Origin of the sequence: Nodosilinea sp. E11, assembly GCF_032813545.1 — a bacterium.
Taxonomy (GTDB): Bacteria; Cyanobacteriota; Cyanobacteriia; order Phormidesmidales; family Phormidesmidaceae; genus Nodosilinea.
The window spans coordinates 4,131,017-4,154,833 of sequence record NZ_CP136520.1 but is presented as its reverse complement, the minus strand read 5'-3'; the positions used below and the strand labels follow the sequence as shown (position 1 = coordinate 4,154,833).

24 protein-coding genes and 1 tRNA gene are annotated in these 23,817 nt (G+C 54.7%); 15 read left to right on the top strand and 10 right to left on the bottom strand.

The genetic code is table 11. From position 1 onward, the window contains the following. Nucleotides 1–31 precede the first annotated feature (31 nt). A complete protein-coding gene (locus RRF56_RS20630) occupies nucleotides 32–826 on the top strand; it encodes a hypothetical protein (protein ID WP_317035038.1) in 795 nt (264 codons plus the stop codon). An 11-nt stretch (nucleotides 827–837) separates the two neighbouring features. Here the strand turns inward: RRF56_RS20630 and RRF56_RS20625 are convergent, their stop codons facing one another. The 3 genes from RRF56_RS20625 to RRF56_RS20615 all read right to left on the bottom strand — a co-directional run bounded on the left by RRF56_RS20625 (nucleotide 838) and on the right by RRF56_RS20615 (nucleotide 3,499). Continuing rightward, entirely contained in the window at nucleotides 838–1,527 is a 690-nt protein-coding gene (locus tag RRF56_RS20625) for a hypothetical protein (RefSeq protein ID WP_317035037.1), read from the bottom strand. A 790-nt stretch (nucleotides 1,528–2,317) separates the two neighbouring features. Then, complete coding sequence (gene dcd, locus RRF56_RS20620; RefSeq protein WP_317035036.1) at nucleotides 2,318–2,917, bottom strand: dCTP deaminase; 600 nt, start codon at nucleotides 2,915–2,917, stop codon at nucleotides 2,318–2,320. A gap of 27 nt (nucleotides 2,918–2,944) precedes the next feature. Further along, nucleotides 2,945–3,499 carry a P-loop NTPase family protein gene (locus tag RRF56_RS20615; RefSeq protein WP_317035035.1) on the bottom strand — a complete coding sequence of 185 codons (555 nt, stop codon included), beginning with the start codon at nucleotides 3,497–3,499 and terminating at the stop codon, nucleotides 2,945–2,947. Nucleotides 3,500–3,789: 290 nt separating this feature from the next. On the opposite strand from RRF56_RS20615, the gene rph reads away from it, so the two are divergent. After that, entirely contained in the window at nucleotides 3,790–4,506 is a 717-nt protein-coding gene (gene rph / locus RRF56_RS20610) for a ribonuclease PH (protein WP_317035034.1), read from the top strand. A 418-nt stretch (nucleotides 4,507–4,924) separates the two neighbouring features. After that, nucleotides 4,925–5,665, top strand: a complete 741-nt coding sequence (locus RRF56_RS20605; RefSeq protein WP_317035033.1) for a phycobilisome rod-core linker polypeptide — start codon at nucleotides 4,925–4,927, stop codon at nucleotides 5,663–5,665. Nucleotides 5,666–5,740: 75 nt separating this feature from the next. Here the strand turns inward: RRF56_RS20605 and tyrS are convergent, their stop codons facing one another. Next, a complete protein-coding gene (gene tyrS / locus RRF56_RS20600) occupies nucleotides 5,741–6,973 on the bottom strand; it encodes a tyrosine--tRNA ligase (protein ID WP_317035032.1) in 1,233 nt (410 codons plus the stop codon). 335 nt (nucleotides 6,974–7,308) lie between these two features. Here tyrS and RRF56_RS20595 point away from each other — a divergent pair, with 335 nt between their 5' ends. Beyond that, nucleotides 7,309–9,225 (top strand): penicillin-binding protein 1A, encoded by a 1,917-nt coding sequence (locus RRF56_RS20595; RefSeq protein WP_317035031.1) that lies wholly within the window; start codon nucleotides 7,309–7,311, stop codon nucleotides 9,223–9,225. A 106-nt stretch (nucleotides 9,226–9,331) separates the two neighbouring features. Here the strand turns inward: RRF56_RS20595 and RRF56_RS20590 are convergent, their stop codons facing one another. After that, nucleotides 9,332–9,796, bottom strand: coding sequence for a DUF4168 domain-containing protein (locus RRF56_RS20590; RefSeq protein WP_317035030.1), 465 nt, complete (start codon nucleotides 9,794–9,796; stop codon nucleotides 9,332–9,334). 121 nt (nucleotides 9,797–9,917) lie between these two features. Between RRF56_RS20590 and RRF56_RS20585 the strand changes: the two genes are divergently transcribed. From RRF56_RS20585 to RRF56_RS20575, 3 genes are all read left to right on the top strand, one after another. Beyond that, nucleotides 9,918–10,205: a helix-turn-helix transcriptional regulator gene (locus tag RRF56_RS20585; protein WP_317035029.1), complete on the top strand. Its 288-nt coding sequence runs from the start codon at nucleotides 9,918–9,920 to the stop codon at nucleotides 10,203–10,205. A 96-nt stretch (nucleotides 10,206–10,301) separates the two neighbouring features. Next, nucleotides 10,302–11,615, top strand: coding sequence for a histidine--tRNA ligase (gene hisS, locus RRF56_RS20580; RefSeq protein WP_317035028.1), 1,314 nt, complete (start codon nucleotides 10,302–10,304; stop codon nucleotides 11,613–11,615). A 256-nt stretch (nucleotides 11,616–11,871) separates the two neighbouring features. Further along, nucleotides 11,872–12,930 carry a class I SAM-dependent methyltransferase gene (locus RRF56_RS20575; RefSeq protein ID WP_317035027.1) on the top strand — a complete coding sequence of 353 codons (1,059 nt, stop codon included), beginning with the start codon at nucleotides 11,872–11,874 and terminating at the stop codon, nucleotides 12,928–12,930. A 121-nt stretch (nucleotides 12,931–13,051) separates the two neighbouring features. On the opposite strand, the gene RRF56_RS20570 is transcribed toward RRF56_RS20575, so the two are convergent. Then, the gene (locus RRF56_RS20570; RefSeq protein WP_317035026.1) at nucleotides 13,052–13,564 is read right to left on the bottom strand and encodes an SAM-dependent methyltransferase; all 513 of its coding nucleotides are present in this window, start codon (nucleotides 13,562–13,564) and stop codon (nucleotides 13,052–13,054) included. Further along, on the bottom strand, nucleotides 13,564–14,181 hold the full coding sequence (gene pyrE / locus RRF56_RS20565) for an orotate phosphoribosyltransferase (protein ID WP_317035025.1): 618 nt from the start codon (nucleotides 14,179–14,181) through the stop codon (nucleotides 13,564–13,566). The genes RRF56_RS20570 and pyrE overlap by 1 nt, the downstream gene beginning before the upstream one ends. A gap of 182 nt (nucleotides 14,182–14,363) precedes the next feature. Between pyrE and RRF56_RS20560 the strand changes: the two genes are divergently transcribed. After that, entirely contained in the window at nucleotides 14,364–14,759 is a 396-nt protein-coding gene (locus tag RRF56_RS20560) for a hypothetical protein (protein WP_317035024.1), read from the top strand. 44 nt (nucleotides 14,760–14,803) lie between these two features. Here RRF56_RS20560 and RRF56_RS20555 read toward each other — a convergent pair. Next, a tRNA-Ile gene (locus tag RRF56_RS20555) sits at nucleotides 14,804–14,876 on the bottom strand. 168 nt (nucleotides 14,877–15,044) lie between these two features. Between RRF56_RS20555 and RRF56_RS20550 the strand changes: the two genes are divergently transcribed. From RRF56_RS20550 to RRF56_RS20540, 3 genes are all read left to right on the top strand, one after another. Then, nucleotides 15,045–15,287, top strand: coding sequence for a hypothetical protein (locus RRF56_RS20550; protein WP_317035023.1), 243 nt, complete (start codon nucleotides 15,045–15,047; stop codon nucleotides 15,285–15,287). 299 nt (nucleotides 15,288–15,586) lie between these two features. Then, the gene (locus tag RRF56_RS20545) at nucleotides 15,587–17,026 is read left to right on the top strand and encodes a hemolysin family protein (protein WP_317035022.1); all 1,440 of its coding nucleotides are present in this window, start codon (nucleotides 15,587–15,589) and stop codon (nucleotides 17,024–17,026) included. 491 nt (nucleotides 17,027–17,517) lie between these two features. Continuing rightward, a complete protein-coding gene (locus RRF56_RS20540; protein WP_317035021.1) occupies nucleotides 17,518–18,570 on the top strand; it encodes a Gfo/Idh/MocA family oxidoreductase in 1,053 nt (350 codons plus the stop codon). 88 nt (nucleotides 18,571–18,658) lie between these two features. Here the strand turns inward: RRF56_RS20540 and RRF56_RS20535 are convergent, their stop codons facing one another. Further along, nucleotides 18,659–19,234 (bottom strand): L,D-transpeptidase, encoded by a 576-nt coding sequence (locus RRF56_RS20535; RefSeq protein WP_317035020.1) that lies wholly within the window; start codon nucleotides 19,232–19,234, stop codon nucleotides 18,659–18,661. Nucleotides 19,235–19,391: 157 nt separating this feature from the next. Here RRF56_RS20535 and lipA point away from each other — a divergent pair, with 157 nt between their 5' ends. The 4 genes from lipA (at nucleotide 19,392) to RRF56_RS20515 (ending at nucleotide 23,396) form a co-directional block, all read left to right on the top strand. Further along, entirely contained in the window at nucleotides 19,392–20,261 is an 870-nt protein-coding gene (lipA, locus tag RRF56_RS20530) for a lipoyl synthase (RefSeq protein WP_317035019.1), read from the top strand. A gap of 216 nt (nucleotides 20,262–20,477) precedes the next feature. After that, nucleotides 20,478–21,008 carry a CAP domain-containing protein gene (locus tag RRF56_RS20525; RefSeq protein ID WP_317035018.1) on the top strand — a complete coding sequence of 177 codons (531 nt, stop codon included), beginning with the start codon at nucleotides 20,478–20,480 and terminating at the stop codon, nucleotides 21,006–21,008. Between the two features lie 235 nt (nucleotides 21,009–21,243). Beyond that, nucleotides 21,244–23,010: a solute carrier family 26 protein gene (locus tag RRF56_RS20520; RefSeq protein WP_317035017.1), complete on the top strand. Its 1,767-nt coding sequence runs from the start codon at nucleotides 21,244–21,246 to the stop codon at nucleotides 23,008–23,010. Nucleotides 23,011–23,159: 149 nt separating this feature from the next. Then, nucleotides 23,160–23,396: a DUF4327 family protein gene (locus tag RRF56_RS20515; RefSeq protein WP_317035016.1), complete on the top strand. Its 237-nt coding sequence runs from the start codon at nucleotides 23,160–23,162 to the stop codon at nucleotides 23,394–23,396. Here the strand turns inward: RRF56_RS20515 and RRF56_RS20510 are convergent. Next, nucleotides 23,393–23,779, bottom strand: coding sequence for a helix-turn-helix domain-containing protein (locus RRF56_RS20510; protein ID WP_317035015.1), 387 nt, complete (start codon nucleotides 23,777–23,779; stop codon nucleotides 23,393–23,395). The genes RRF56_RS20515 and RRF56_RS20510 overlap by 4 nt on opposite strands. Nucleotides 23,780–23,817: the final 38 nt, after the last annotated feature.

Here is a 23,817-nt window from a genome sequence, read left to right as displayed (position 1 = left end):
GATCACTGAGACACTCCCAGAAGAGCTCCCGTTGACCGATTCAAGCAGACAAGTCGGTGTAAGTTCCAATCGTGATTTTGAGACGCTTATGACTAAAGTACTTTTCGCAAAGTTCTTGATATTGGTGTTAGTAATGGCTAGTGCTTGCAGCCGCCTCCCCAATGGATCAGCAGCCTGGAACAGCAACAACGAAATAGCGATCGCCATTGAGCAAATTTTTCCAGCCAATCAACCGGGAGTCTTTACCGTATCAGGCACTACTGTCCTGCCCGACCAAACCCCTCTCACCATTTCTGCTATTCGCAGAATCACTCCCTTGCCTAGCAGCAACTCGACGTCTGAAGTAGCGAAATACGCCATTTTGGATCGCAAGTCTACACAGGTTAAGGAAGGGCGATGGCAGGCCCAACTGTCGCTTTGGCAAATAAACTCTGAAGGAACTTATCAAGAGAATTGGCAAACAGTCGATGCCGATATCGATACTGCCTCAGTTAGCACTAGCGTAGAATTCTGGACTACCCTAGAACCTAGGGATTTGGCTCAATCTGTCCTTTCCAATCAGGTCGATAGTCTCGATGACACCTACAATTCGCTGCTAAACTTCACTCCCGATGGCGAACCATACTTAAAGGCTAGTCAATCTCAAGTTGTTGCTCCTCCAACTAACGCTTTAGCCGTCAGTCCCAGCCTCTCTAGCAAAACTCCCGATATCTGGGCCGGGCGATCAACGAGTGAAAACCTTGACAGCAGCCTGAGAAGTACACCACAAATTCCCTTTAGCGAAGGAGATAATGTAGCTTTACCCCAGCGAAATGTTTTGCGCTAGTAGCTAGTCAACTAAGCAGCCAATTGGTTCGTAGAAGAGCCGCCACGGAGCTCTTCTACTTGCTGCGAGAGCTGATGGAGCTGGCTCAGAAGCTGATCTAACGGCTCCTGAGCTAGTTCATTGCTGCGAGAGCCAGGGCTTTGGTTACTATCCATTGACACCAGTTGAGCCTCCATGGGCTGAGCCAACCCATTGCCAACCGACTGTGACTGGTAGCCCATAGCAGCGCTAGCAGCAGGCACAGAGTCTGCCGGCACCAGCGCTGCCTCGGGCACGAGTTTTGAGGCTTGGCCCAAACTGACAGGCTCACTCCCCTGACTTAGGTGCAGAAAAGGAGTCAGATTGGCACTGCGCAAGCGAGCCTCGGAAAACTTAATGCGCTCTAACTCAGCCTGATGAATCGCCAAGTCATGGGCCATAGCTTGGCGAGCAGATTCAAGGGCCGATAACTTACGCGACGACTGCCGCCAGCCCACAAGACCAAATGCTCCAAACCCAATAGCGGCGCTGACGCCACCGGCCAAAGCTAAATAGGGTCCAGCCAAATATTTTAGTTCAGAAGAATAGATAGTTTTATTTTGCAGTTCAATATTGACAACATCAGACTTAAATATTGCCAAAGGAGCAGCAGCAGCAGAAAAAATAGCACCCGAAACACAGGCAGCCAAAAATAAGGATTGAGCAAAGGGTGATTGACTCATAGCTAAGCAAATACGCAAATAATAAGGTAGAAGTCAGACCTGAGAAAAAACCAGAAACTCCCTGTGCTGCATCAAAACATTTTCAACGCCAGAAAAAGTGGCAACACAAAAATAGCTTAACAAAACCTATTTCCTAGTTTCGAAACACCGGCAGCAGTGCACCTGACTTAATATCAACTATTTAAGAGCACCCAAATTAATCTCTCAATCCAACAATAAGGTTTCAATCAGGAAAGTGTGTAAACACAGCGTGTTCTATCAAAGAAAACTGTAAAGACAAAATCAAGCCTTAGCATCCATCAAAGCAATGCTTCAAACACTTAGAAGATTGTCAACCGCATTTATACGTAAAATTACAGAATTCCAGAAAGATTTGAAGGGATAGCTATAGCCAATCAGGTTAGGACAAAGCCGTCATTCCCGCGTAGAGCCTGCCCCCGCGAAGGCGTGGGGCGAGAACCCATATCCCGTCATTGCTCTCGAATGGATTTCCATGACCACGGGAATGACAGACAGGGCTGGTTGTCAGCAAAACATCCGCCTGGCTGCATGGCCTTGAATTAAGGCTGGTGGGCAGTGCCTAGCGTACCGTAAATCAAGGCTTTCGGCGATCGCGAATTGCTGATTACAGTGACCTTCGGCTATGGCTCTATCTCTTGAGGTTATCTGCCCTCTGACCCATTTATCCCATGAGTACGCACAACATCCAGCTACTCAAAAACCGCTGAGAGGGTAAGAGTCACATTTGCTCTTAGCCTTTCAGCGGCACAGTATTATTGGCTGAAAATGCCTAAATTCGGGCTAGAGTGACTTGTTCTGCCTGGTCTTGATATTTGCCCCGGCGAGTGTCGTAACTAACCTGGCAAGGCTCACCTTCAAAGAAGATGAGTTGCACGACGCCCTCATTGGCATACATGCGGCAGTCGGCACTAGACGAGTTAGAAAACTCTAGGGTCAAATGGCCCCGCCAACCAGCTTCGGCAGGGGTAAGGTTGGCAATAATGCCGCAGCGGGCATAGGTCGACTTGCCAATGCAAATCACGCTGATGTTGTTAGGCACCTCAATTTTTTCGAGGGCAACTCCCAAACCGTAGGAGTGAGCCGGCAGGATAAAATAACTACCGCTCTCATCGGTTCTCAGATCGGTAGGCTCCAAGTTGGCGGGGCTAAAGTTTTTGGGGTCAACCACAGTGCCAGGGATATGGCGAAAAATTCTGAACTCGGCGGGCGATAGCCGGATGTCATAGCCGTAGGAGGACAGGCCATAGCTAATGACAGGTTGACTAAGGCTGGTTTCAGTTTGCGCTAGCTGACGCACCAAGGCAGGCTGAAAGGGTTCAATCATCCCCTCAGCGGCCATTTTTGCGATCCAGGCATCATTTTTGATCATGGTAGTAGGTAAAAGCGGCAGGACAGACTAAGGCAAGAAGTTACGACGAAATTCGGTAACTTGGTCAGCTACCGCCAGTAGAGCGTCGGGCATAGCTGGGCCAGTCAGAATCACGTCCACCTGGGGCGGTCGCTGGCGGAGAAAATCGACGACATCTTGGGTGGGAATAATGCCGTGGTTGACCGCTAAGCTGAGTTCATCGAGCACGATCAGGCCGTAGCGGCCCAGGCTAACCACCGACTTTGTGTGCGACCACAGATCATTAACTGCCTGCTTTTCGCTGGGGCTAATGGACTCAGGATTATGCAGGCAGCGGGCCATATTGCCGCGAATCCAGTCTAGGTTTTGGCCAAACTGCATCGGCTGATCTGGTCCCTGATGAATACCTCCTTTCAGAAACTGCACAATGAGCACAGCCTTGCCCTGATCGGCAATGCGCAGGGCCTGCACCATGACATTGGTAAAAAAGCTGCGGTGTACGGCAGTAAATACCTGAACGGTGCCTTCTACGGTTTGTAGCAGTGGGTGACGAGCAATCGAAGACGGCGAGGTCAGGGCAACAGGTTTAAGCTGGGAGACCATAGGTGAGTACAACAGGGGCAGTTTGCGGCGATCGCCCCTGACCGATTGTCAGCCAAGGGTAGCGTACAGATCCTCGACGGTTCCGGGGCAACCTCGATAGCTGGGCTAAATATAGCGTAATTCCCCCGCATTGAATCGATCAATTACCCCATATACATTCAAAGTACAAACGCACTACCAACCTGAGCAGGTGCCCCAGGGGTCACGGCCAAATACTAGAGGGAACCTGAAAAACGACGGCAGCAACCATAGCCTGCTGTATTCTAAGAGGGGCAATTTGAGCAACTTATATGGCTTGGCAACGTCCAGATGGTCGGCAACCCCACGAGTTGCGTCCCGTGAGTTTTGAGCGTCAGTTTACCAAGTTTGCTGCGGGGTCAGTCTTAACCCGCTGTGGCAATACCCAGGTGCTCTGCACCGTCTCCGTCGAAGAGGGAGTACCTCGCTTTTTGAAAGGTTCTGGCCGAGGATGGCTGACTGCAGAATACCGGATGCTGCCTGGGGCGACTCCCCAGCGCCAGGCTCGCGAGGTGATGAAGCTATCGGGTCGCACCCAGGAGATTCAGCGCCTGGTAGGGCGGAGTTTGCGCTCTACCCTAGATTTTGATCAGCTAGGCGAGCGGACGCTGCTAGTCGATGCTGATGTGCTCCAGGCCGATGCAGGAACACGCACCGCGGCTATTACGGGCGGGTACGTTGCGCTCAAAGACGCGGTTCAGACCTTAGTAGAACAGGGGTTGCTGGCGCGATCGCCCTTAGTACACAGCGTTGCAGCAGTCTCTGTCGGCTTAATTGAGAACGATGTCTTTCTCGATTTGCAGTACGAAGAAGATGTAGCTGCAGCGGTCGATTTCAACCTGGTGCTCAACGAGAGTCTCAATATTATTGAAGTTCAAGGTACCGCTGAAGAGGGTAGCTTTAGTCGTCAGCAGATGAATCAGATTTTGGAGCTGGGTGAGCTAGGGGTGAAGCAGCTCTTAGTGGCCCAGCAGGCGGCCTTTCTATAAGCTCTGGCAGCAACGGCTCCTGGCAGCGGCCTAGGGTGATCTTGGCAATACCCTGAGGTCAGCATTGCTACTGCTGACAAAACATTAAGAGAGCACAGACAGAAGAACTTGGTCTTCGGTGACATTGAGAGACCAGACCTGCTTTGGCTCAGTAGGCGGCAGACGGTCGTGGCAACCCGTATGTCAACGCCAAGGGTGACCTTATACTGGCAACCTTCGTTAAGAAAAACATCAAAACTATCGGTCAGAATTTCCGACTGGGCAGGCTGAGACTACAGCAATCTGAATTGATTAATGCCGGTAAGACGGACCTCTTGCCCGTGCAGGCATCTCGCTTGCACTACAGTCTTTCACGACTCATGCAGGGTTGCTATAGGCCATAGGCTGAGACGTATTTTCTCGTTCAGGAAGAATTGCCATGACAGCTATAGATGAATTTGCGGTAAAAGAAATTACGGTTAGTCGGCAGTCTTCGGGCGAAGAACGCCAGGCCGCTTTATACCAGATTTATGCCCAAGTACTAGAGCGACAACCCTATCGATTTGAGCGTAAAAAACTCGCAAAATTCGAGGTCGAATTCTTGCGAAATAAGATCGGTGTCAAACGTTTTTTGCGAGAACTAGGGCATTCTGAAGTATATCTAAATGAGTTTTACTACAACTCTTCAAACCCAAAATTCATTGAGTTGTGCTTTAAACATTTTATTGGTCGTGCGCCCAGTGATGCAGAAGAAATGCGCTACTACTGTGACGTTTTGATGCGTCGCGGCGTGAAAGCCATGATTACAGCTCTGCTTGATTCTGAAGATTACATCAAGCATTTTGGCTGTTTTACCGTACCCCACGCTTGGACAGAAGAGAACTATCCTTCACCCAAAACCTTTTGGGAAACCGAGGTGCTGCTGCGCGAGCTCCATGGACAGCGCGGTTGGATCGTACCGACGATGATTTGGCACGACCTGCACCTTGACTGCAATGGCGGCAGCTGTAGTTTACCTGAGGTCAGCTCTAAAGAGCGTCCAGCCCCCCCAGCCGAGTTAGATGCCCTACACCAAGTTTTGAGCACGATGGGAGCCCAAGATTTAGAACAATTTGCCTCGACCCTATCTGCTGCCGAGCGCGACAAACTCCGCCATTTGCTGATGCAAACGGTCAGCTAAGCGAGCCCCTGCCCCCAAGCTTCCCCTACTCCATCTAAAAGCGAGACCCGTTAGGAGTCAGGACAACGAACAGCCTTAGGGAACTAGGCGAGCAAACTTTTTCTTGCCTATCTGCACCACCTTACCGATTAGATCATCGGCGCTAGCAAACTCTTGGTTAGGATCAACCATTTTTTCACCGTCGAGCTTGAGCGCCCCCCCCTGTATTTGGCGACGCGCTTCGCTGCTGCTAGCGCATAGGGGAGTAGCCCCCACCAGATAAAACAGCTTGGCCGGAAAATTGATCTCCGCTAAGGAAAACTCGGGCACGCCATCGGCGGGTGCACCAGTGCCCTGCACCAGACTGATGGCAGCCTGCTGAGCCTGGAGGGCAGCGGCTTCGCCGTGGAACTGGCGAGTGACCTCTAGGGCCAGTAGCTTCTGGCGATCGCGGGGATTTTCTGGCAGCTCCTCCAAATCAATCGGGGTGAGTAACTCGAAGTAGTCACAAATTAAACTATCGGGCACCTTTTCGAGCTTGGAATACATGCTGAGGGGGTCTTCTTGTAGCCCCACATAGTTGCCTAGAGATTTCGACATTTTTTGGCTACCGTCAGTCCCCAGCAGCAGCGGCAACAGCAGGCCAAACTGCGGGCGCAGGCCAAAGTGTCGCTGTAGGTCACGGCCCACCGCAATATTGAACTTTTGGTCAGTGCCACCCAGCTCTACGTCAGACTGGATGGCCACTGAGTCGTAGCCCTGCATCAGCGGGTAGAGAAATTCGTGGAGAAAGACTGGGTCGCCCTTGCCATAGCGCTCAGAAAAGCCCTCTTTAGCCAGCATTTGACCCACGGTCATGGTGCTCAGCAGTTCCAGGGTTTTGCCCAGATCGAGGGATGACAGCCACTCGGAGTTGTAGCGCACCTCCAATCGCCCCGGTGTCTCAAAATCGAGGATGGGGCGCACCTGCTCTAGGTAAGTTTCGGCATTGGCCTTGACTTCTGCCTCGGTGAGCTGGCGGCGCACCTCCGATTTGCCGGTGGGGTCACCAATACGAGCGGTGAAATCACCAATAATTAGCACAGCGGTGTGGCCTGCATCTTGGAAAGCCCGCAGCTTGCGCACCGGAATGCTGTGACCCAAGTGAATTTCGCTACCGGTAGGGTCGATGCCCAGCTTGACCCGCAGGGGGCGATCGCTAGTGAGCAATCGCTGAACCAAATTTTGCTCAGGATCGCTAGAGTCGGGCTGGTGAGGAAAAACCTCGCTGAGGCCCCGGTAAATCCCGTTAAATTGGGCAGGGATGGAGTTGGGGGTAGCCTGGGTCATAGGAAACACTAAATGCAGGGGTAAAGGCGGCGAGGATAAGCAACGGCAGCAAGACTCGGAGTTGAAGGCTAAGGTCAATTCCACAAATTTTGACAAAAGTGGCCCTTAGCTGCTCCTGATTAGCGTCTGCGAGGCTAGGATAAGCGTGCCTGTCACCAGCGTTGATAGTCCGCTTTGAAATAGTCTGGACGCTAATCGCTGGGTTCACTTACCTAGAGGGTCATTATAATGGCCTAACCGTCAACTACTGATGGGCATCTCCCTCTTCAAAATCAACCGCTCAGCCTTGTTCGCCGCGCCGCACCGACGTCGTTAAGAAACCCCTAATAGCCAACGTGTCAACTACTATTCGTCACAACAGTCGATCTCAACCTCAGCCCCTGCGCCGAGCCCCCAACCTGCTGAAGTACGTGCAGGATGTGGGCCAGGTGTCGGCAGCAGCATTGCTGGGCACTACCATGATCGCTAGCTCCGTGCTGGCCGGGGGCTTAGTAGGGCTGGCCATTAGCTTTCGCAACCTGCCCGATGTGCGAGTGCTGCGCAACTACGTGCCCAGCGAGACCAGCTACATCTACGACATCAACGGCACCCTGCTTTTCAGCCTCCACGACGAAGCTAACCGAGAGGTCGTCGATACCGACGAGATGTCGCCCCACTTGAAGCGGGCGGTGCTGGCGATCGAAGACAGCTATTTTTATTCTCACAACGGCATCAACCCCAGCAGTGTCGGTCGGGCCTTGCTAGCCAACGCCGAGGCTGGCTCTACGGTGGAAGGCGGCTCTACCATCACCATGCAGCTGGTGAAGAACCTGTTTTTGACCCCCGAGCGGGCCATTAGCCGTAAGGTAGCTGAGGCTGTTTTGGCCCTACGCCTTGAGCAGATCTTCAGCAAAGACGAAATTCTGGAGATGTACCTCAACCAGGTGTACTGGGGGCACAACAACTACGGGGTAGAAACAGCAGCCCAGAGCTACTTTAATAAATCGGCCAGCGACCTCAACTTGCCTGAAGCCGCGATGATGGCAGGGCTAATCCAAGCTCCGGAGAGCTATAGTCCCTTCCACAACTATCAGTCTACTAAACAGCGCCAGGCGGTAGTGCTCAACCGGATGCGCCAACTGGGTTGGATCACCCCTGAAGAAGAGGTGGCGGCCCGCGAAGCGCCGTTGCTGATCGGCGAAGTCAAGTCGTTCCGCAGCAGCATTTCGCCCTACATTACCGAGGCAGCGGTGCAGGAGTTAAAGCAGCGCTTTGGCAATGAGGCCGTGGTGAAGGGCGGCATGCGGGTGCAAACTACCGTCGATTTGGGCATGCAACAGATGGCCGAAGCGACGGTGCAGCGACACAATGCTCGCATTCGCAATATCGCTGACCAGATGGCCCTGGTGTCCATTGATCCCCGCACCCACTTTGTCAAAGCCATGGTGGGCGGCGTTGACTACCAGAAAAGCCAATTTAACCGGGCGATTCAGGCCTATCGACAGCCAGGCTCCGCCTTTAAGCCCTTTGTGTATTACGCCGCCTTTGCTACGGGCCGCTATACTCCGTCTAGCTCCATTGCCGACACTCCAGTGAGCTATCCCGATGGCTACCGCTACTACAGCCCGAGAAACTATGACGGTGGCTTTATGGGCAACATTCCCATTCGCACCGCCTTGGAGGTATCGCGTAACGTACCGGCGGTGAAGCTGGGCCAGGCGGTCGGGGTCAACCAAATTATTGAGCTGTGCCGCACCCTGGGCATTAATAGCCCGATGCAACCGGTCACGTCGCTTCCTTTGGGCGCAGTTGATCTGACCCCCATGGAAATGGCCGGTGCCTATGCCACCTTTGCTAGCAACGGCTGGCACTCTGAACCAACGTTTATTGTGCAGGTGACTGACAGCAGCGGCAATGTACTGCTCGACAACACGCCTCGGCCCCAGCTGGTGCTTGACCCTTGGGCGGCAGCCTCGCTAACCGACGTGTTACAAGGGGTAATTGCCCGCGGGACGGGCACCGCCGCTCAGATCGGGCGGCCAGCGGCGGGTAAAACTGGCACCACCGATTCTCAACGGGATGTGTGGTTTGTCGGCTATGTGCCACAGCTATCGACGGCGGTGTGGATCGGCAATGACAACTACACCCCGATGCGGGCTGGGGCAACGGGCGGCACCTACGCAGCACCGGTCTGGAAGGAATTTATGCAGCAGGCTTTGGCCAACGAGCCCGTGGAAAACTTTAGACGACCTTCAGAGTTTGTGCAGCCCTAGGAGAATGTGGGGTGAACGATGGGGAAATGAGGTCGTGGGCGGTGAGCCACCCGAGGTCTAAAGCCAGAACACTACGCCCTGATATAAGCTCAACCGCTGAGGTACCTTACGGGTTAGCTTCGTCGATCTGGTCTAAAACGCGATCGCGAAACTCCGGATCACTATTGGCTAAACCCAGTAGCTCCCAATAGTCCGACAGGGTCAGCCCGTTGGCCTGAATAAGATTGAGGGCAGCCACCTGAATTTCTTGCTGCATCTGGCGTGATTCGGTGTCGGTTTCGGCCCGCTGCAAACTGAGCTCCCGCGACTCGATCAGCTTGACTACAGAAATGTAGGCGTTAACGAAGCGGCTTACCGTCTCTGAAGGAATGTCATTGGCGTCTGGCTGGGTCGGGGAGACCGTTGGAGGCAGATCATCTAAGAGTGGCGCAGTCGGGGCCGCGATGGCGCAGCCAGGCCAAGCCAGGTGCAACACCGCAGCCAAGACTAACCCAAGCAGGCAATCGCGCCACCGGCTCCATCCGCTAAAGCGGCTAGCCCCTTGCTTAAGCAGCACAAGCGGGGGTGTCATCTCCTCAGGGTCTATTGCTCCAAGGCCTGAAATACTTTCGACAAGCCCACCCGAAACCAGATCGCCTATAGTGGTAACAAGCATAAGCATAAATACACAATGACAAAGGAAACAGACCGCCATGGCAAGCGATGATACGGCTCCAGTGCCTGGTCAAGGAAGCCTCTCTGACCGAGAACTACAGATCGTTGAGCTAGTGGCATCGGGGCTAACCAACCAGGAGATTTCTGAGAAGCTGGAGATCAGCAAGCGCACTGTTGACAACCATATCAGCAATATTTTGACCAAAACTGCAACGGGCAACCGGGTGGCGCTGTTTCGGTGGGCGCTACAGTCGGGCAAGGTCTGCATTGACGAGGTCAATTGTTGCGTACTGCCCCAGGCCAAGCCCGAGAGTCAAGAGGTCTAGGACCTGGATTTGAACCCCAGCCCAGGCCCTAGGCTAAGGCCCCAAGCAAGCTATGATGGGTGTTCTGTATTGCCCACCTAGAGCATTTGCCCAGCTATGGAGCCCATTCAATCTCTGCCCGGAACCGAGGATATCTTGCCCAAGGCACAGCATGTGGGCCAAGACCTCAAGGTAGCCGACATTCATACCTGGCAGCGGGTGGAAGCCATAGCGCGGGATATTTTTGGCCGGGCTGCCTACCGAGAAATTCGCACCCCTACGTTTGAAGCCACAGCGCTATTTGAGCGGGGGATTGGCGAAGCCACTGACGTGGTCGGCAAAGAGATGTACAGCTTTACCGACAAGGGCGATCGCAGCTGCACCCTGCGCCCCGAAGGCACCGCTGGGGTAGTGCGTGCCTACATTCAGCACAGCCTCTATGCCCAGGGAGGAATACAACGACTGTGGTATACCGGCCCGATGTTTCGCTACGAGAGGCCCCAAAAAGGTCGCCAACGGCAGTTTCATCAGGTGGGAGCAGAGGTGCTCGGTAGTACCGACCCCCGCGCCGATGTCGAGGTGATTGCCCTGGCAACCGATATCTTGCAAACTCTGGGGTTAAAAAATCTGACCTTTTACCTCAACTCGGTGGGCGACAAGAGCGATCGCAGCCGCTACCGCGAGGCCTTAGTTAACTACCTGACGCCCTATGCAGCAGATTTGGACGCCGATTCGCGCGATCGCCTCAGCCGCAATCCCCTACGCATTCTCGACAGCAAAGACCAAAACACCCAGGCGATCACCCAAGCGGCCCCCAGCATTTTGGACTACCTAGGGCCTGACTCGAAGCGTCACTTTGACCAGGTGCTCACCCAGCTCAGCGCCCTGGGCATCGCCTTTGAACTCAACCCGCGCTTGGTGCGGGGGCTAGACTACTACACCCATACCGCCTTTGAAATTCAGTCGAGCGACCTAGGGGCTCAGGCCACGGTATGTGGCGGTGGGCGCTACGACGGTCTAGTCGAATCTTTGGGTGGCCCAGCAACCCCCGCCGTAGGCTGGGCCATTGGCTTAGAACGCCTCACGCTGCTGCTAGAAGCCCTCCAAAAGACAGCCCCAGCCGCCCCCGATATCTACCTAGTGTCGCGGGGAGAGCAGGCCGAGGCCAACGCCCTACTGCTGGCCCAAAAGCTTCGCCACCAGGGACTAGCGGTAGAACTCGATCTCACCGGTTCGGCTTTTGGCAAGCAGTTTAAGCGGGCCGATCGCAGCGGTGCTGCCCTCTGCCTGATCGTGGGAGACGATGAAGCCACCCAGGGCACTGTGCAAATTAAATGGTTGACCTCAGGCGAGCAAACCAGCCTTTCCCAGGCCAATCTGCTGAGTAGCGTTGACGATCTTCTGCAGCAGATTCAAAGCGCTCGGGCCTAAAGACAAACCCATATCGACCCTAGCCGTAGCGTTGCTGGATACAGGTATGAATCAAAACTGCAACGTCTCTCGTAGGAGTAAACGGCGGTTTGCCCCTACCTAAATTAATCTTTCAATTCAGCAACACCCTAGCCGTTTGCCCCAGGTAAGCGGCTTTGTTCTGCCCTCAGAGGCAACACTTCCCTCAGAAACTTCGTTACAATCTTTTACATTGACGGAATAATTGTTGTTCACAATCACTCTCCCCTCTGATTGTATGCCTGACACCATCACAAAACTGGCTTACCAAGCTCTGCAACAGGGCAAGAGCTACTTCGGGCTGGCCCACAAGACCGTTAGCACCCAGGTCATGCAAGCGGTCAACCCACCCAAACATATCCAGACCACACCCTTAGATATCAAAGCCCTTCAACTGCTACAGCAGCGCATGAATGCGCTACTAGAGTTGGACTGGCAAGATGCAGAAGCTGGAATCTATCCTAAAGAATTGCTGTTTGACAATCCTTGGGATGACTTCTTCCGGTTTTATCCGCTTGTTTGCTTAGATCTGCCCAATATTTGGGACCGGCTGAATAAGCGCGACTATCAAACCTTCGCCAACGACATAGACACTGCTGGCTATCCTCAGTACTACCTGCAAAATTTTCACCATCAGACCAACGGCTATCTGAGCGATATGTCGGCCAATCTGTATGACCTACAGGTTGAAATTCTGTTCAACGGCACCGCCGACCCTATGCGCCGTCGCATTATCGCCCCGCTCAAACAGGGGTTAGCTGAGAATGGAGTAGAAACGGGCGCTAAGGTCTTAGATGTGGCCTGTGGTACAGGCCGTACCCTCAGCATGCTGCGCGAGGCATTGCCAAAAGTGTCGCTGTATGGCGTTGACCTATCGCCCACCTACCTGCGCAAAGCGATTGAAAATTTAACCGATAAGCCCGGCGTACTGCCTCAGCTAATTCAGGCCAATGGCGAAAGCTTACCCTTTGTCGATAACTACTTTGAGGGGGCAGTCAGTGTTTTCTTGTTCCATGAATTGCCCCCTGAAGCGCGGCAAAATGTGATCAACGAGATGTATCGCGTGGTAAAACCGGGCGGCACGGTAGTGCTGTGCGACTCTATTCAGCGCCTCGACTCCCCTGAGTTTGAGGTGGCTATGGAGAATTTTCCAGCGATGTTCCACGAGCCCTACTACCGCCACTACACCACCGACGACCTCAACCAGCGGCTAACCGATGCCGGGTTTGAAGCGATCAGCAACACCGTGCACTTTATGAGCAAGTACTGGGTCTGCCGTAAACCCGTCGCAGTCTAGCAGTTCAGCTTATCCGCTTGGGAGATTTTCAGGAAGGAAGATACCAGCTTTAGCCCAGCGACTGTAGCTGTTGTAGGGTGGGCGCTGCCCACCATGGAGACACTATTTTCCAGAAGTTGCCTCAAACAGCCCCCGCCTTGTCGGGGGCTGTTTTTTGGGGAATATGCCACAGATAGATCACTGAATCTTCTGCCGATGGCTCTAGGGGCAGAACCAGGTCAGGTGGCCAGTCGCCCATGTCAAACATATGGGTGACAACCCGACTGCCGGGCCGCAACTGCGCCAGCAACCGAGGCCGCAGCCGCAAGTTGAGGTGGGGCAGCAGGTAGATAAAAACGACCGTGGCTTCGTGCAGATCGGCCTCAAATAGGTTGCCCTGGTGAAAGCTGAGGCGATCGCCTACCCCAGCGCGCTCAGCATCGGCCTGCGCCTGCTTGAGCAAAGCCTCATCCACATCGATCCCCACCCCGTGCACGCCGTAGTCTAGGGCGGCCCGAATCAGCAGCCGACCATCGCCACAGCCTAGGTCGTAGACGACATCATCAGGGGTTAACGCAGCCAGCTTAACCATGGCGGCTATGGCATCGGCGGGGGTGGGCACAAAGCCAATATCGGGACGGGTACGGGAGACCATCAGGCGGGGTTAAGGGCAGCCCAGTGGGCCTGAATATCTTGAATGGTAAACAGTGCCTTGAAGGGCAGATCGTGGCTTTGGTAAAGCTCTGCGCCGCCCTGCTGGCGATCGACTAAAGCCAGAATTTGATTCACCTGGTAACCGGCCGCCTGGAGGCGATCAACGGCCTTAAGCGCTGACTGGCCCGTAGTAACAACATCTTCGAGCACGGTAACAGGGCTACCTGGCGGCAGGGTTAGACCTTCTATATAGGCGCGAGTGCCGTGCCCCTTGGCCTCTTTGCGAATAATTAGCGGAAACAGGGTTTGATGGCCATAGACCCCAACCAAACTGACCGCCGTCACCAGCGGGTCAGCGCCCAAAGTCAGCCCAGCCACTGCCACCGTTCCAGGCTGCACTAGGTCGAGCAGCAGGCGACCCACCATCAGTGATCCCTGGGGGTGCAGGGTCACGAGCTTGCCGTTGATGTAGTAGGTGCTGTGCTGCCCTGAGGTGAGCACAAAGTCACCTTCCTGGTAGGCTCCCTGGCAAAAGAGATCGAGCAGGGGCGATCGCAGTTGGGCCGTTTCTAAGCTCAGTAAATCCACTGACGGGGTTTTCAGCAGTAGCTCGTCCATGGGCAGTTAATTCCTTAAAAATGCTCCGTTTTTTGGCGATCGCGCTATAAAGGACATGCACTGGGTGATCGGTTCGGCTCTTTTTTGGCCAAACCGAGGGTTTGGCCACCCTCAGTTTCGCTTAAATTCAGACAGTGCAACGCCAGAACCGCACCAATCCAATGAGTTGAGGAGGCTTGGCCATGGGCATTCAATTAAATCATATTTCTGGGCTAGCATTGGCGCTACTGGCAGCGGCGGTCGTTGCTCCGGCGGCGTATGCCCAAGAGGCAACCCCTCAAACCGTCCCCGATGCCATGGACGATCTGATGACCACCTATTCTGGCGATTTCTTTAGAAACCGTGGCATCACCCGCCAGGCCAAGCGTCTAGTCGGTATCGGCTTCCCTGAGCGCGAATTGGAATGGGATGCCAACGCTACATCCGCTGCGGTCAGAGACCTGTTGCTACTTCAGACAGCCGCTGACCCCACCCTGCGTGTGCCCGATATGGCCAGCCCCTTCAACACCAGTCTGCTGACCATGCCCAGCAGCCGCACTCCTTACGTAGGTTCAGAGTTTATCTTTGAGTCGTTTTAGACTCTCAAGCCAGGCTGGCAGGTTTTGCTTTGGCAACCAGGTAATCCAGGGTGCAGGAGTTGAACCTGCCTGAGGCGAATTATGAGTTCGCTGCCTAATCCGCTCGGCCAACCCTGGGATTAATCCCCTCGGGGAAAACATGTCTAATTGTATGACCTAAGGCCAAAACTAGACCTTAAACTTTTATTCAAGTTCTAAATTTTATACTTAACGTTAGTAAGCCTGGTGCAGCGCTAGGCTCAAAGCACACCACCGATTTAACGCATTACCCTGTGGGCCTGACCTATGAACCCTGCTGTAGCTTTTACCCTAATTTTACTCTCGCTAATGATTGGCTCAGGGGTGGTCAGCGCCTCCTGGGGCTTTACCCTGGGTCGTCAGGCGCTGACTGGAGTTAGACAACCAGAAACGCGCCCCACCAGCGGTACACCGGTCAGCCGAGACGCCGCTGGCCAGGGCACGGTGATGTTGGTGAACGAGGCTGAAATACTGCAACAGGTAAAAGCTCGGATCAACGGCGGTGAATAACCCCCCTTATCCCCGGCAGCCGGAGCGGATATCGACCCGGTGGACAGATTGCCCGCCCCAGCCGACCTCCCCAAGCTGGGGCGCTGAGGCTGAAGTACAAATGGGGTTTATAATCAGGCACATGGCTTTAGCGGTCACGGCTGGGAGGGCCTGTCCCAAGCTGAGGGATAGTCGTCATCGCTGGGTTGAACCTATGGCAGTCACAATAGTTAGGTCAGTGAAACACCAACGTCAGCAGAGCGACGATCGGCTCGGGCGTTTGGTACGAGTTGGGAGCGGCCTTTTTTAGTCACTAGGCTATGTGTGTTTCTCCCCCGCTGTTGACCATCCTGATTCCTGAAGAGCTGCCCCCTGCTGCGATCGCCTCTCGGCTGCTGGCCGTACTGTTGCTAATTGGCATCAATGCTTTTTTTGTAGCAGCAGAATTTTCTATAGTGTCGGTGCGGCGATCGCGCATTAGCCAGCTAGTCGCCCAGGGCGATGTGCAGGCCAAAACCGTCCAGCAGCTCCAGCGCAGTCTCGATCGCCTGCTTTCGACCACTCAGTTTGGCATTACCCTATCTAGTCTGGCCTTGGGCTGGGTAGGCGAAAGCACTATGGCCGTCATCCTGGCCTTTTGGATTACTCAAACCCCGCTCACGGCAGCCCAGAGCGAAGCCCTAGCCCACACCCTGGCGATTCCAGTGGCCTTTTTTCTGGTGGCTTACCTACAAATTGTGCTGGGTGAACTATGCCCCAAGTCAGTGGCGATGCTCTACCCAGAGCAGGTGGCCCGGTTCTTAGGCCCCCCAAGCCTAACGATTGCGCGGTTGTTTAACCCCTTTATCTGGGTGCTCAATCAATCGACACGGCTGCTGCTGCGTCTGGCCAAAATTCAGTACAGCGACCAGTTTAGCTACAGCCGCCTCACTCCCGAAGAACTCCAACTCATCATTCGCACTACCGCCGAAACTCCCGGCCTCGATGCCGAAGAACGTGAACTCTTGAACAATGTTTTTGAGTTTCGCGATGTGACTGCCGGGGAAATTATGGTGCCGCGCACCCAGATCAATGCCGTCTCGCTAGCGGCCACCTTTGGAGAGCTGATTGAGGTTGTAGCCGCTACCGAGCATTCGCGCTATCCGGTAATGGGCGACTCCCTAGACGACATTCAAGGCATGGTCGATGTCAAACAGTTTTTGCAACCCCTGGCCCGCCAAGACATTAGCGCTGACACCCTAATTCGTCCCTGGGTTAAGCCCGCGCGGTTTGTGCCCGAGTACACTCCGCTCCACGATCTGCTGACCACTATGCAGCGCACCGGCCAAGAACTGGTGATGGTGGTCGATGAGTTTGGCGGCACTGCCGGGCTGCTAACGCTGCGAGACCTGACCACCGAGATCATCGGCGAAATTCACGAGCCCGACGAGCACAATGAACAGCCGGTACAAATGATCGATGATCAGTCGTACCGCATTAAGGCCCATACCGATCTCGAAGAGGTGAACGACCTGCTTAATCTAGATCTGCCCTATGCCGACGATTATCAGACTCTGGGGGGGTTTTTGATTTATCAAATGCAAAAAATTCCCCACGCGGGCGATCGCCTGGTGTTTGGCGATCGCGAATGGGTGATTTTGTCCACCGATGGCCCCCGCCTAGAGGATGTCTTAATGCGCCTGGTCGATCCGTCATCCCCGGCTTCACCGCACCCACCAGATCCCTATCTGCCACCGCCACCAACCCCAATGGATCGATAAGGCTTACCCCCCACCGCAGACTGCCCGTCAACCGCCGGCCTACCAGACCCAGCCGGTGAAACTTACTCTCTCAGACCGGTGTAGTTCTCAAATTGACGACCCGTAGGTTGACGAATCAACTTTCTTTACCTCAGTCAGGCGCATGGCCATATTTTTAACTAGTTTCTAGCCTCAAGACACCTAAACAACTGCCACAGGGGGCTGAGTACACCCGATTGTCATCGCTATGGTGAATAGGCTAGATAATGCTCACATTCGGACTATGACTGCGATCGCGGCAAAGTTCGGCAAACCGACACCCGCTAGTTTGCTCTCAGGTGATGTTGCTATTCTTTACAGAGTGAAGCATTGTGATACTATCTGAGTAATTTTACCTGGCCGTCTTAGCTCCCCGCTCACTCGACCTTTTCAGCCTACTGACCGTCGGCGTATCTAAATCTCCTAAAGGGAGGACAGGCGTGCAAGATTCCATGTTGTCATCTGCCTTAGACATGCACTTATCTCGAAATTTGCCCGATCCTGTTCGTATTGGCGTCATTGGTGTAGGCAACATGGGCCAGCACCACACCCGCGTGCTCAGCCGCTTTAAAGATGTAGAGCTCGTTGGCGTGTCTGACGTCAATGTAGAGCGAGGGTTAGACACCGCCGGTAAATACCGAATTCGCTTTTTTGAAGATTACCAAGAACTGCTCAAGCATGTTGATGCGGTGTGCGTAGCCGTGCCCACGCGATTGCACCATACGGTGGGCATGGCCTGTCTGCACGCGGGCGTCCATGTGCTGATCGAAAAGCCCATTGCCGCCAGCATTGCCGAGGCAGAGTCGCTGGTCAATGCCGCCGCTGAAGCCAACTGCATTTTACAAGTAGGCCACATTGAGCGGTTCAACCCGGCCTTTCAAGAGCTGCACAAAGTTTTAAAGACCGAAGAGCTGCTAGCCCTAGAAGCTCGCCGCATGAGCCCCTACTCCCAGCGGGCCAACGATGTGTCGGTAGTGCTCGATCTAATGATCCACGACATTGACCTGCTGCTAGAGCTAGCTGGGTCTACAGTGTCTACCCTCACCGCCAGCGGCAGTCGCGCCTCTAACTCAGGCTACCTAGATTACGTCACCGCCACCCTGGGGTTTAGCAACGGCATCGTGGCAACGCTGACCTCTAGTAAGGTGACCCACCGCAAAATTCGCAGCATTACCGCCCACTGCAAAAACTCTCTCACCGACGCCGACTTTCTCAACAACGAAATTTTGATTCACCGGCAAACCACCGCCGACTGCTCTACCGACTACGGCCAGGTGCTCTACCGACAAGATGGCTTGATCGAAAAAGTCTACACCAGCAATATTGAGCCGCTCCACGCTGAGCTAGAGCACTTTATCAACTGTGTGAGAGGCGGAGAAAAGCCCTCTGTAGGCGGTGAGCAAGCGCTAAAAGCCCTACGCCTGGCCAGCCTGATCGAACAGATGGCCCTCGACGGCAAGCCCTGGCACAATTTCGACCTCAGTAGCGTGGGTCAAGAGCTAAAAGAGCTGTCGATCGCGGTATAGCCCAATTCCCCGCGCTATTCCCTGTGGCTAACGCTGCAGCCGGGTTACAGGACCGTTACCCATCATCCCCAAGCATCAGAGAGATGGCCTAGGGCAACACGGTGATGGGGGTGCCTATCTTTAAATGTCGGTATAGGGTTTGAATGTCGGCTTCGAACATGCGCACACAGCCATGGGAGACTGCTTCGCCAATCAGGTTTTCCTGGTTGGTGCCGTGGATGCCAATGTGATACTGCCCCTGTACAAGAAAGCCAATCCAGCGCGAGCCCAGGGGGTTGCTGGGGCCAGGCTCAACGGCTTCTTTAGTAATGGGGTGTTGCCACACGGGGTCGGTGCGCAGGTCGCGTACCGCAAACTCACCGGCAGGGGTTTGCCACTCATTCTGGCCAATGGCCACCGGAAACTCTTCTTTGACAACGTCATTTTGGTACAGGGTTAGCCGCCGCCGCCTGAGGCTAATCACCACGCGGGTGTTGGCGGTCATGAGGGTCTCGGGGGCCTGGGTAATGATTGGGGCCAGTCGAGCAAACCGAAGGCGCTCAAAGGGCTGATCGAATTGCCAACGGGCACTGACTTGATCGCGCCAGGCTCCGGCAGCTAGCAGGCCAGCGGCGGCATAGCACAACACCATGAGACAGCGATTTAGGGGAGATGGCGCATCCATGGGCCGGTGTAGGCGTGAGGGTTCTCCATTTCCAGCATACTGCCATCTTTAGTTAGACCGTGGCCGCCCCAAACTGACGGCCCAAGCCTGCCCCTCAGAAAAGTCATGCCGAGATTGATATGATTGAAGCGCACACAACATGCCGGGGTTTGAGACGGTGGCAGTAAAACCAGATTGGTTACGGGTAAAAGCCCCCCAGTGGGAACGGGTGGGCGAGGTCAAGGCAATTCTGCAAGACCTGGGTCTGAACACAGTGTGTGAAGAGGCTTCGTGCCCCAACATTGGTGAGTGCTTCAAAGCCGGCACAGCAACGTTTTTGATTATGGGCCCCGCCTGCACCCGCGCCTGCCCCTACTGCGACATCGACTTTGAGAAAAAGCCCGTCGCCCTCGACCCCACAGAACCCCTGCGGCTGGCAGAGTCGGTGCGGCGCATGAAGCTCAACCACGTCGTGATTACCTCGGTCAACCGCGATGATTTGGCCGATGGGGGGGCTAGCCAGTTTGTCGCCTGTATTGAGGCGGTGCGGCAGGTGGCTCCGGCAACCACCATTGAGGTGTTAATTCCTGACCTGTGCGGCAACTGGGAGGCGTTAGCGACTATTCTGGCCGCTCGTCCCCACGTGCTGAACCACAACACCGAAACCGTGCCCCGGCTCTACCGGCGGGTGCGCCCCCAGGGAGATTATGGGCGATCGCTCGAACTGTTGCGCCGCTGTCGGGACCTAGCGCCCTGGGTTTATACCAAGTCGGGCCTCATGGCGGGCCTGGGCGAAACCGATGCCGAGGTACAGCAGGTGATGGATGATCTGCGGGCGGTAGACTGCGATATTTTGACCCTAGGACAATATTTGTCACCAGGGCCTAAGCATTTGCCCGTGGCCGAGTTTGTCACTCCAGCTCAGTTTGATGCCTGGCAGCAGGTGGGCGAAGCTAAGGGGTTTTTACAGGTAGTGTCGTCACCCCTGACCCGCAGTTCGTACCACGCCGAAGACGTACAGCGATTGATGGCTCAGAACCCTAGATAGAGCGCGGGTTCTGAGCGCGGGTGGAAACAGCCAAACGGACATCAGGCCTGGAACAGTAGCTTCTCCACGGCCGTCAGAGCAGGAAGGGTAATCTACCAAGACGGTTTTGGGTTGGGCCATAGGGCTCAAGCCAGGCCAGTCTTGCAGCAACTGAGCCCATCGGTAGCGTTTTGGGCACCATGGCTGCACTCACGGATCACGATCAGGAGATACCCAATGCACGTTTTTCGATCAGCGCTGCGAGCTCGACCCGCTATATTGCTGGCAGCTTTAGCTGCTGGGCTACTGCCAGGGACCCTAGCACCGGTGGCTGTGGCCCAAGCCCCGACCCAAGCCCCAACCGTTTTGATCGCCCAGACCAACGGGGCAATCGCCCAAGAGCTGCTCCAGCTCGTGAATGCAGAACGGCGACGGGTGAACGCCCCACCTCTGGTGCTCAACGATCGCCTCACCAGCGCCGCCCAGCGCCACGCCCAAGATATGGCCACTAGCGGTCGCATGAGCCATACCGGTTCCGATGGCTCGACCATGCGATCGCGCATCGACGCCACCCAGTACCGATGGGCCAACATTGGTGAAAATGTTGCCATGGGTCAGCCCAATGCTACGGCAGTGATGACCGCCTGGATGAATAGCCCTGGTCACCGCCAAAACATTCTCAACCCCGCATTTACCGAACTGGGGATCGGTTACGCCACCGCCGCTGGACGGCCCTACTGGGTACAGGTGTTTGCTAGACCGCGCTAACCGCTAGCGAACTCAGGGCAAGCCAGCTCACTTCGCCAGCACCACCGGCCTAGCAGGGTAAAGAAACTTCTGCCCTGCCAGGCTGGCCAACTCTGAGCCCCAGCGCAGCCAGGGACCCATAGGTCTACGAGCCTCAAATATTACCAAGCAATCAATTAGTTATATAAGCAGAGAATTGGGGTATGCTGACGACACACGATCGCCTCGCTGTTTTCATGCGATCGCCCGCGCTTCTATGGCAGACAATTCAGCACCATCTTCCCCTCGACCCCACGCACCCTTAGGCCTGAGCCGCTACATTCCAGCGATCGCCTGGGGCCTACACTACAACCCCAAAGACTTCGTAGGCGATATGATGGCCGGCATTATCGTAGCGATTATGCTGATCCCTCAGGGGATGGCCTACGCAATGCTGGCGGGCCTGCCACCCCAGGTCGGTCTCTATGCCAGCATTTCGCCGCTGATACTTTACGCCATCCTGGGAACGAGTCGCTCGCTCTCTGTGGGTCCAGTGGCCATGGTGTCGCTGCTGGTGGCCACCAGCCTAGGGCAGGTAGCCGCAGCCAATAGCGCCGATTATATGGCCGCCGCCCTAGCCCTGGCGCTTATGATTGGCCTCATCCAGGTGCTGATGGGGGTGGTACGGCTAGGGTTTATCGTCAACTTCCTCAGCCATGCGGTGATCGTCGGGTTTACCAATGCCGCCGCCCTGGTGATTGGCTTGAGTCAGGTAAAGCACCTGATGGGGGTAAAAATTCCGTCGTCAGAAAGTTTTTTCGAAACTGCCCATCACCTGGTGCAGGCGGCCCCCGATTACAATCCAATCAGCTTAGCGCTAGGCCTAGGAAGTGTTGGAGTACTGCTGTTTTTTAACCGCTCCTTGCCCAAGCGGCTAGGCCAGTTAGGCCTCTCCAAAGCCTGGATTACCCCCCTGAGCCGCAGTGGCCCGCTGCTCGTAGTCGTGACGACGATCGCCCTCGTAGGGCTACTAAATTTAGACAGTCGCTTTGGCGTCGTCATTGTCGGCGAGATACCTCAAGGGCTACCGCCGCTATCGCTGCCACCCATCGAGGTAACCCTATGGCAGCAGTTGTTGCCCACGGCCCTCGCCATTAGCTTTGTCGGTTTCATGGAGAGCATTGCAGTCGCCAAGTCATTAGCCAGCAAGCGGCGGCAGCGCCTTGACGCCAACCAGGAGTTAATTGGGCTAGGGGCTGCCAATCTGGGTGCGGCATTTACCGGCGGCTACCCAGTGACCGGGGGATTTAGTCGATCGGTAGTGAACTTTTCGGCTGGAGCCAATACGGGGTTGGCGTCGATCATTACGGCCAGCCTGATTGCCTTGGTCGTCCTGTTTTTCACCCCCTGGTTCTACCATCTACCCCAGACTGCCCTGGCGGCGGTGATCTTAGTCGCGGTCATCAACCTGCTTGATTTCAAGAGCTTTAGCCAACTGTGGCGTGTTTGCCAGGCCGATGCGATTAGCTTAGCCATTACCTTTGTGGCGGTGCTAGCGATCGGTATTGAAGCTGGCATTCTGGTTGGGTTTGTAACGTCGGTAGGGTTTTACCTAGGGCGAACTAGTCGCCCTCACATTGCCGAGGTAGGCCGAGTCGGTGACACCGAGCATTTTCGCAATATTAAGCGCCACCCAGTACAGACCTGTACAGGAGTTTTAGCCATTCGCATTGACGAAAGCCTCTACTTTGCCAACACCAAATATTTAGAAGACTACCTAATTCAGGCGGTAGCCGATCATCCTGCGGCCACGGCCCTGGTGCTAATTTGTAGTGCCATCAACCACGTTGACGGCAGCGCCTTAGAAACCTTAGAAACCCTGATCGAAGACCTGAGGGAAGCAGGAGTAACCGTTTACCTAAGCGAGGTCAAGGGTCCCGTCATGGATCAACTCGAAAAGGCAGGGTTTATTGATCATCTAGGCGGCCCAGGGCAAGTTTTTCTGAGCACTCACCAAGCCATGACCACCCTAGAATGTGGCTAAAAGCGTATACCAAACTACATTATTGCACCTTGTAAACAAAGGTAATGATACGCATCAACCGCTTTGCTTTCCAAAACTACAGTTGCACTATGTAGATGGAGTGATGAGTAAATATTCTCACTGCATCCAAGTTTCGGAGGGCTGCGGCCATGACAACCAAAAACCCGACGCTAACCCGGCATTACACCATTGATGAGATTCGCCAGGAGGTCCAGCAGTTGGTCGACTGCGGCACCCTAGATCGCCACCAGCCTATATGCGCGCTGTGTGGCTACATCGCCGCCCGAGAATGGCCCTACATTGAGGCTGAGCTAGAAGAGTACGACTACTTTTTGCGCGATCGCATTGGCGATCTACTTCCCCACGAAGTTTGGCACAACGACTAGCGGCCTCTCGATTCGTAGAGAGTAGTAGGGCGGCTATCTGGGCCATGGACTAACCACTGCTGGCCAACCTGGTTAAAGGCCGCCATGATGGGCTGCACCTCTCGCCCCTTGGCCGTCAGAGAATACTCGACTCGCGGTGGCACCTCAGGAAACACCCTACGACTGACCAGGCCGTAGCTTTCTAGCTCCCTTAGGCGAGCGGTGAGGGTTTTAGTACTGATTCCAGGCAGCGCCGACAAAAATTCATTCGTGCGGCGGCTACCCTCAAATAACTCTCGCAAAATCAGAATGGCCCACTTGCCGCCAATGTAGGACAACACCAAATGAACCGGACAATTAAGCTTCGTACCGTCGATCTTTTGATCACTGGATGGGTGAGGCATGGCATCACTCCGGTATGGGGATGTCATTTTCCATTGTG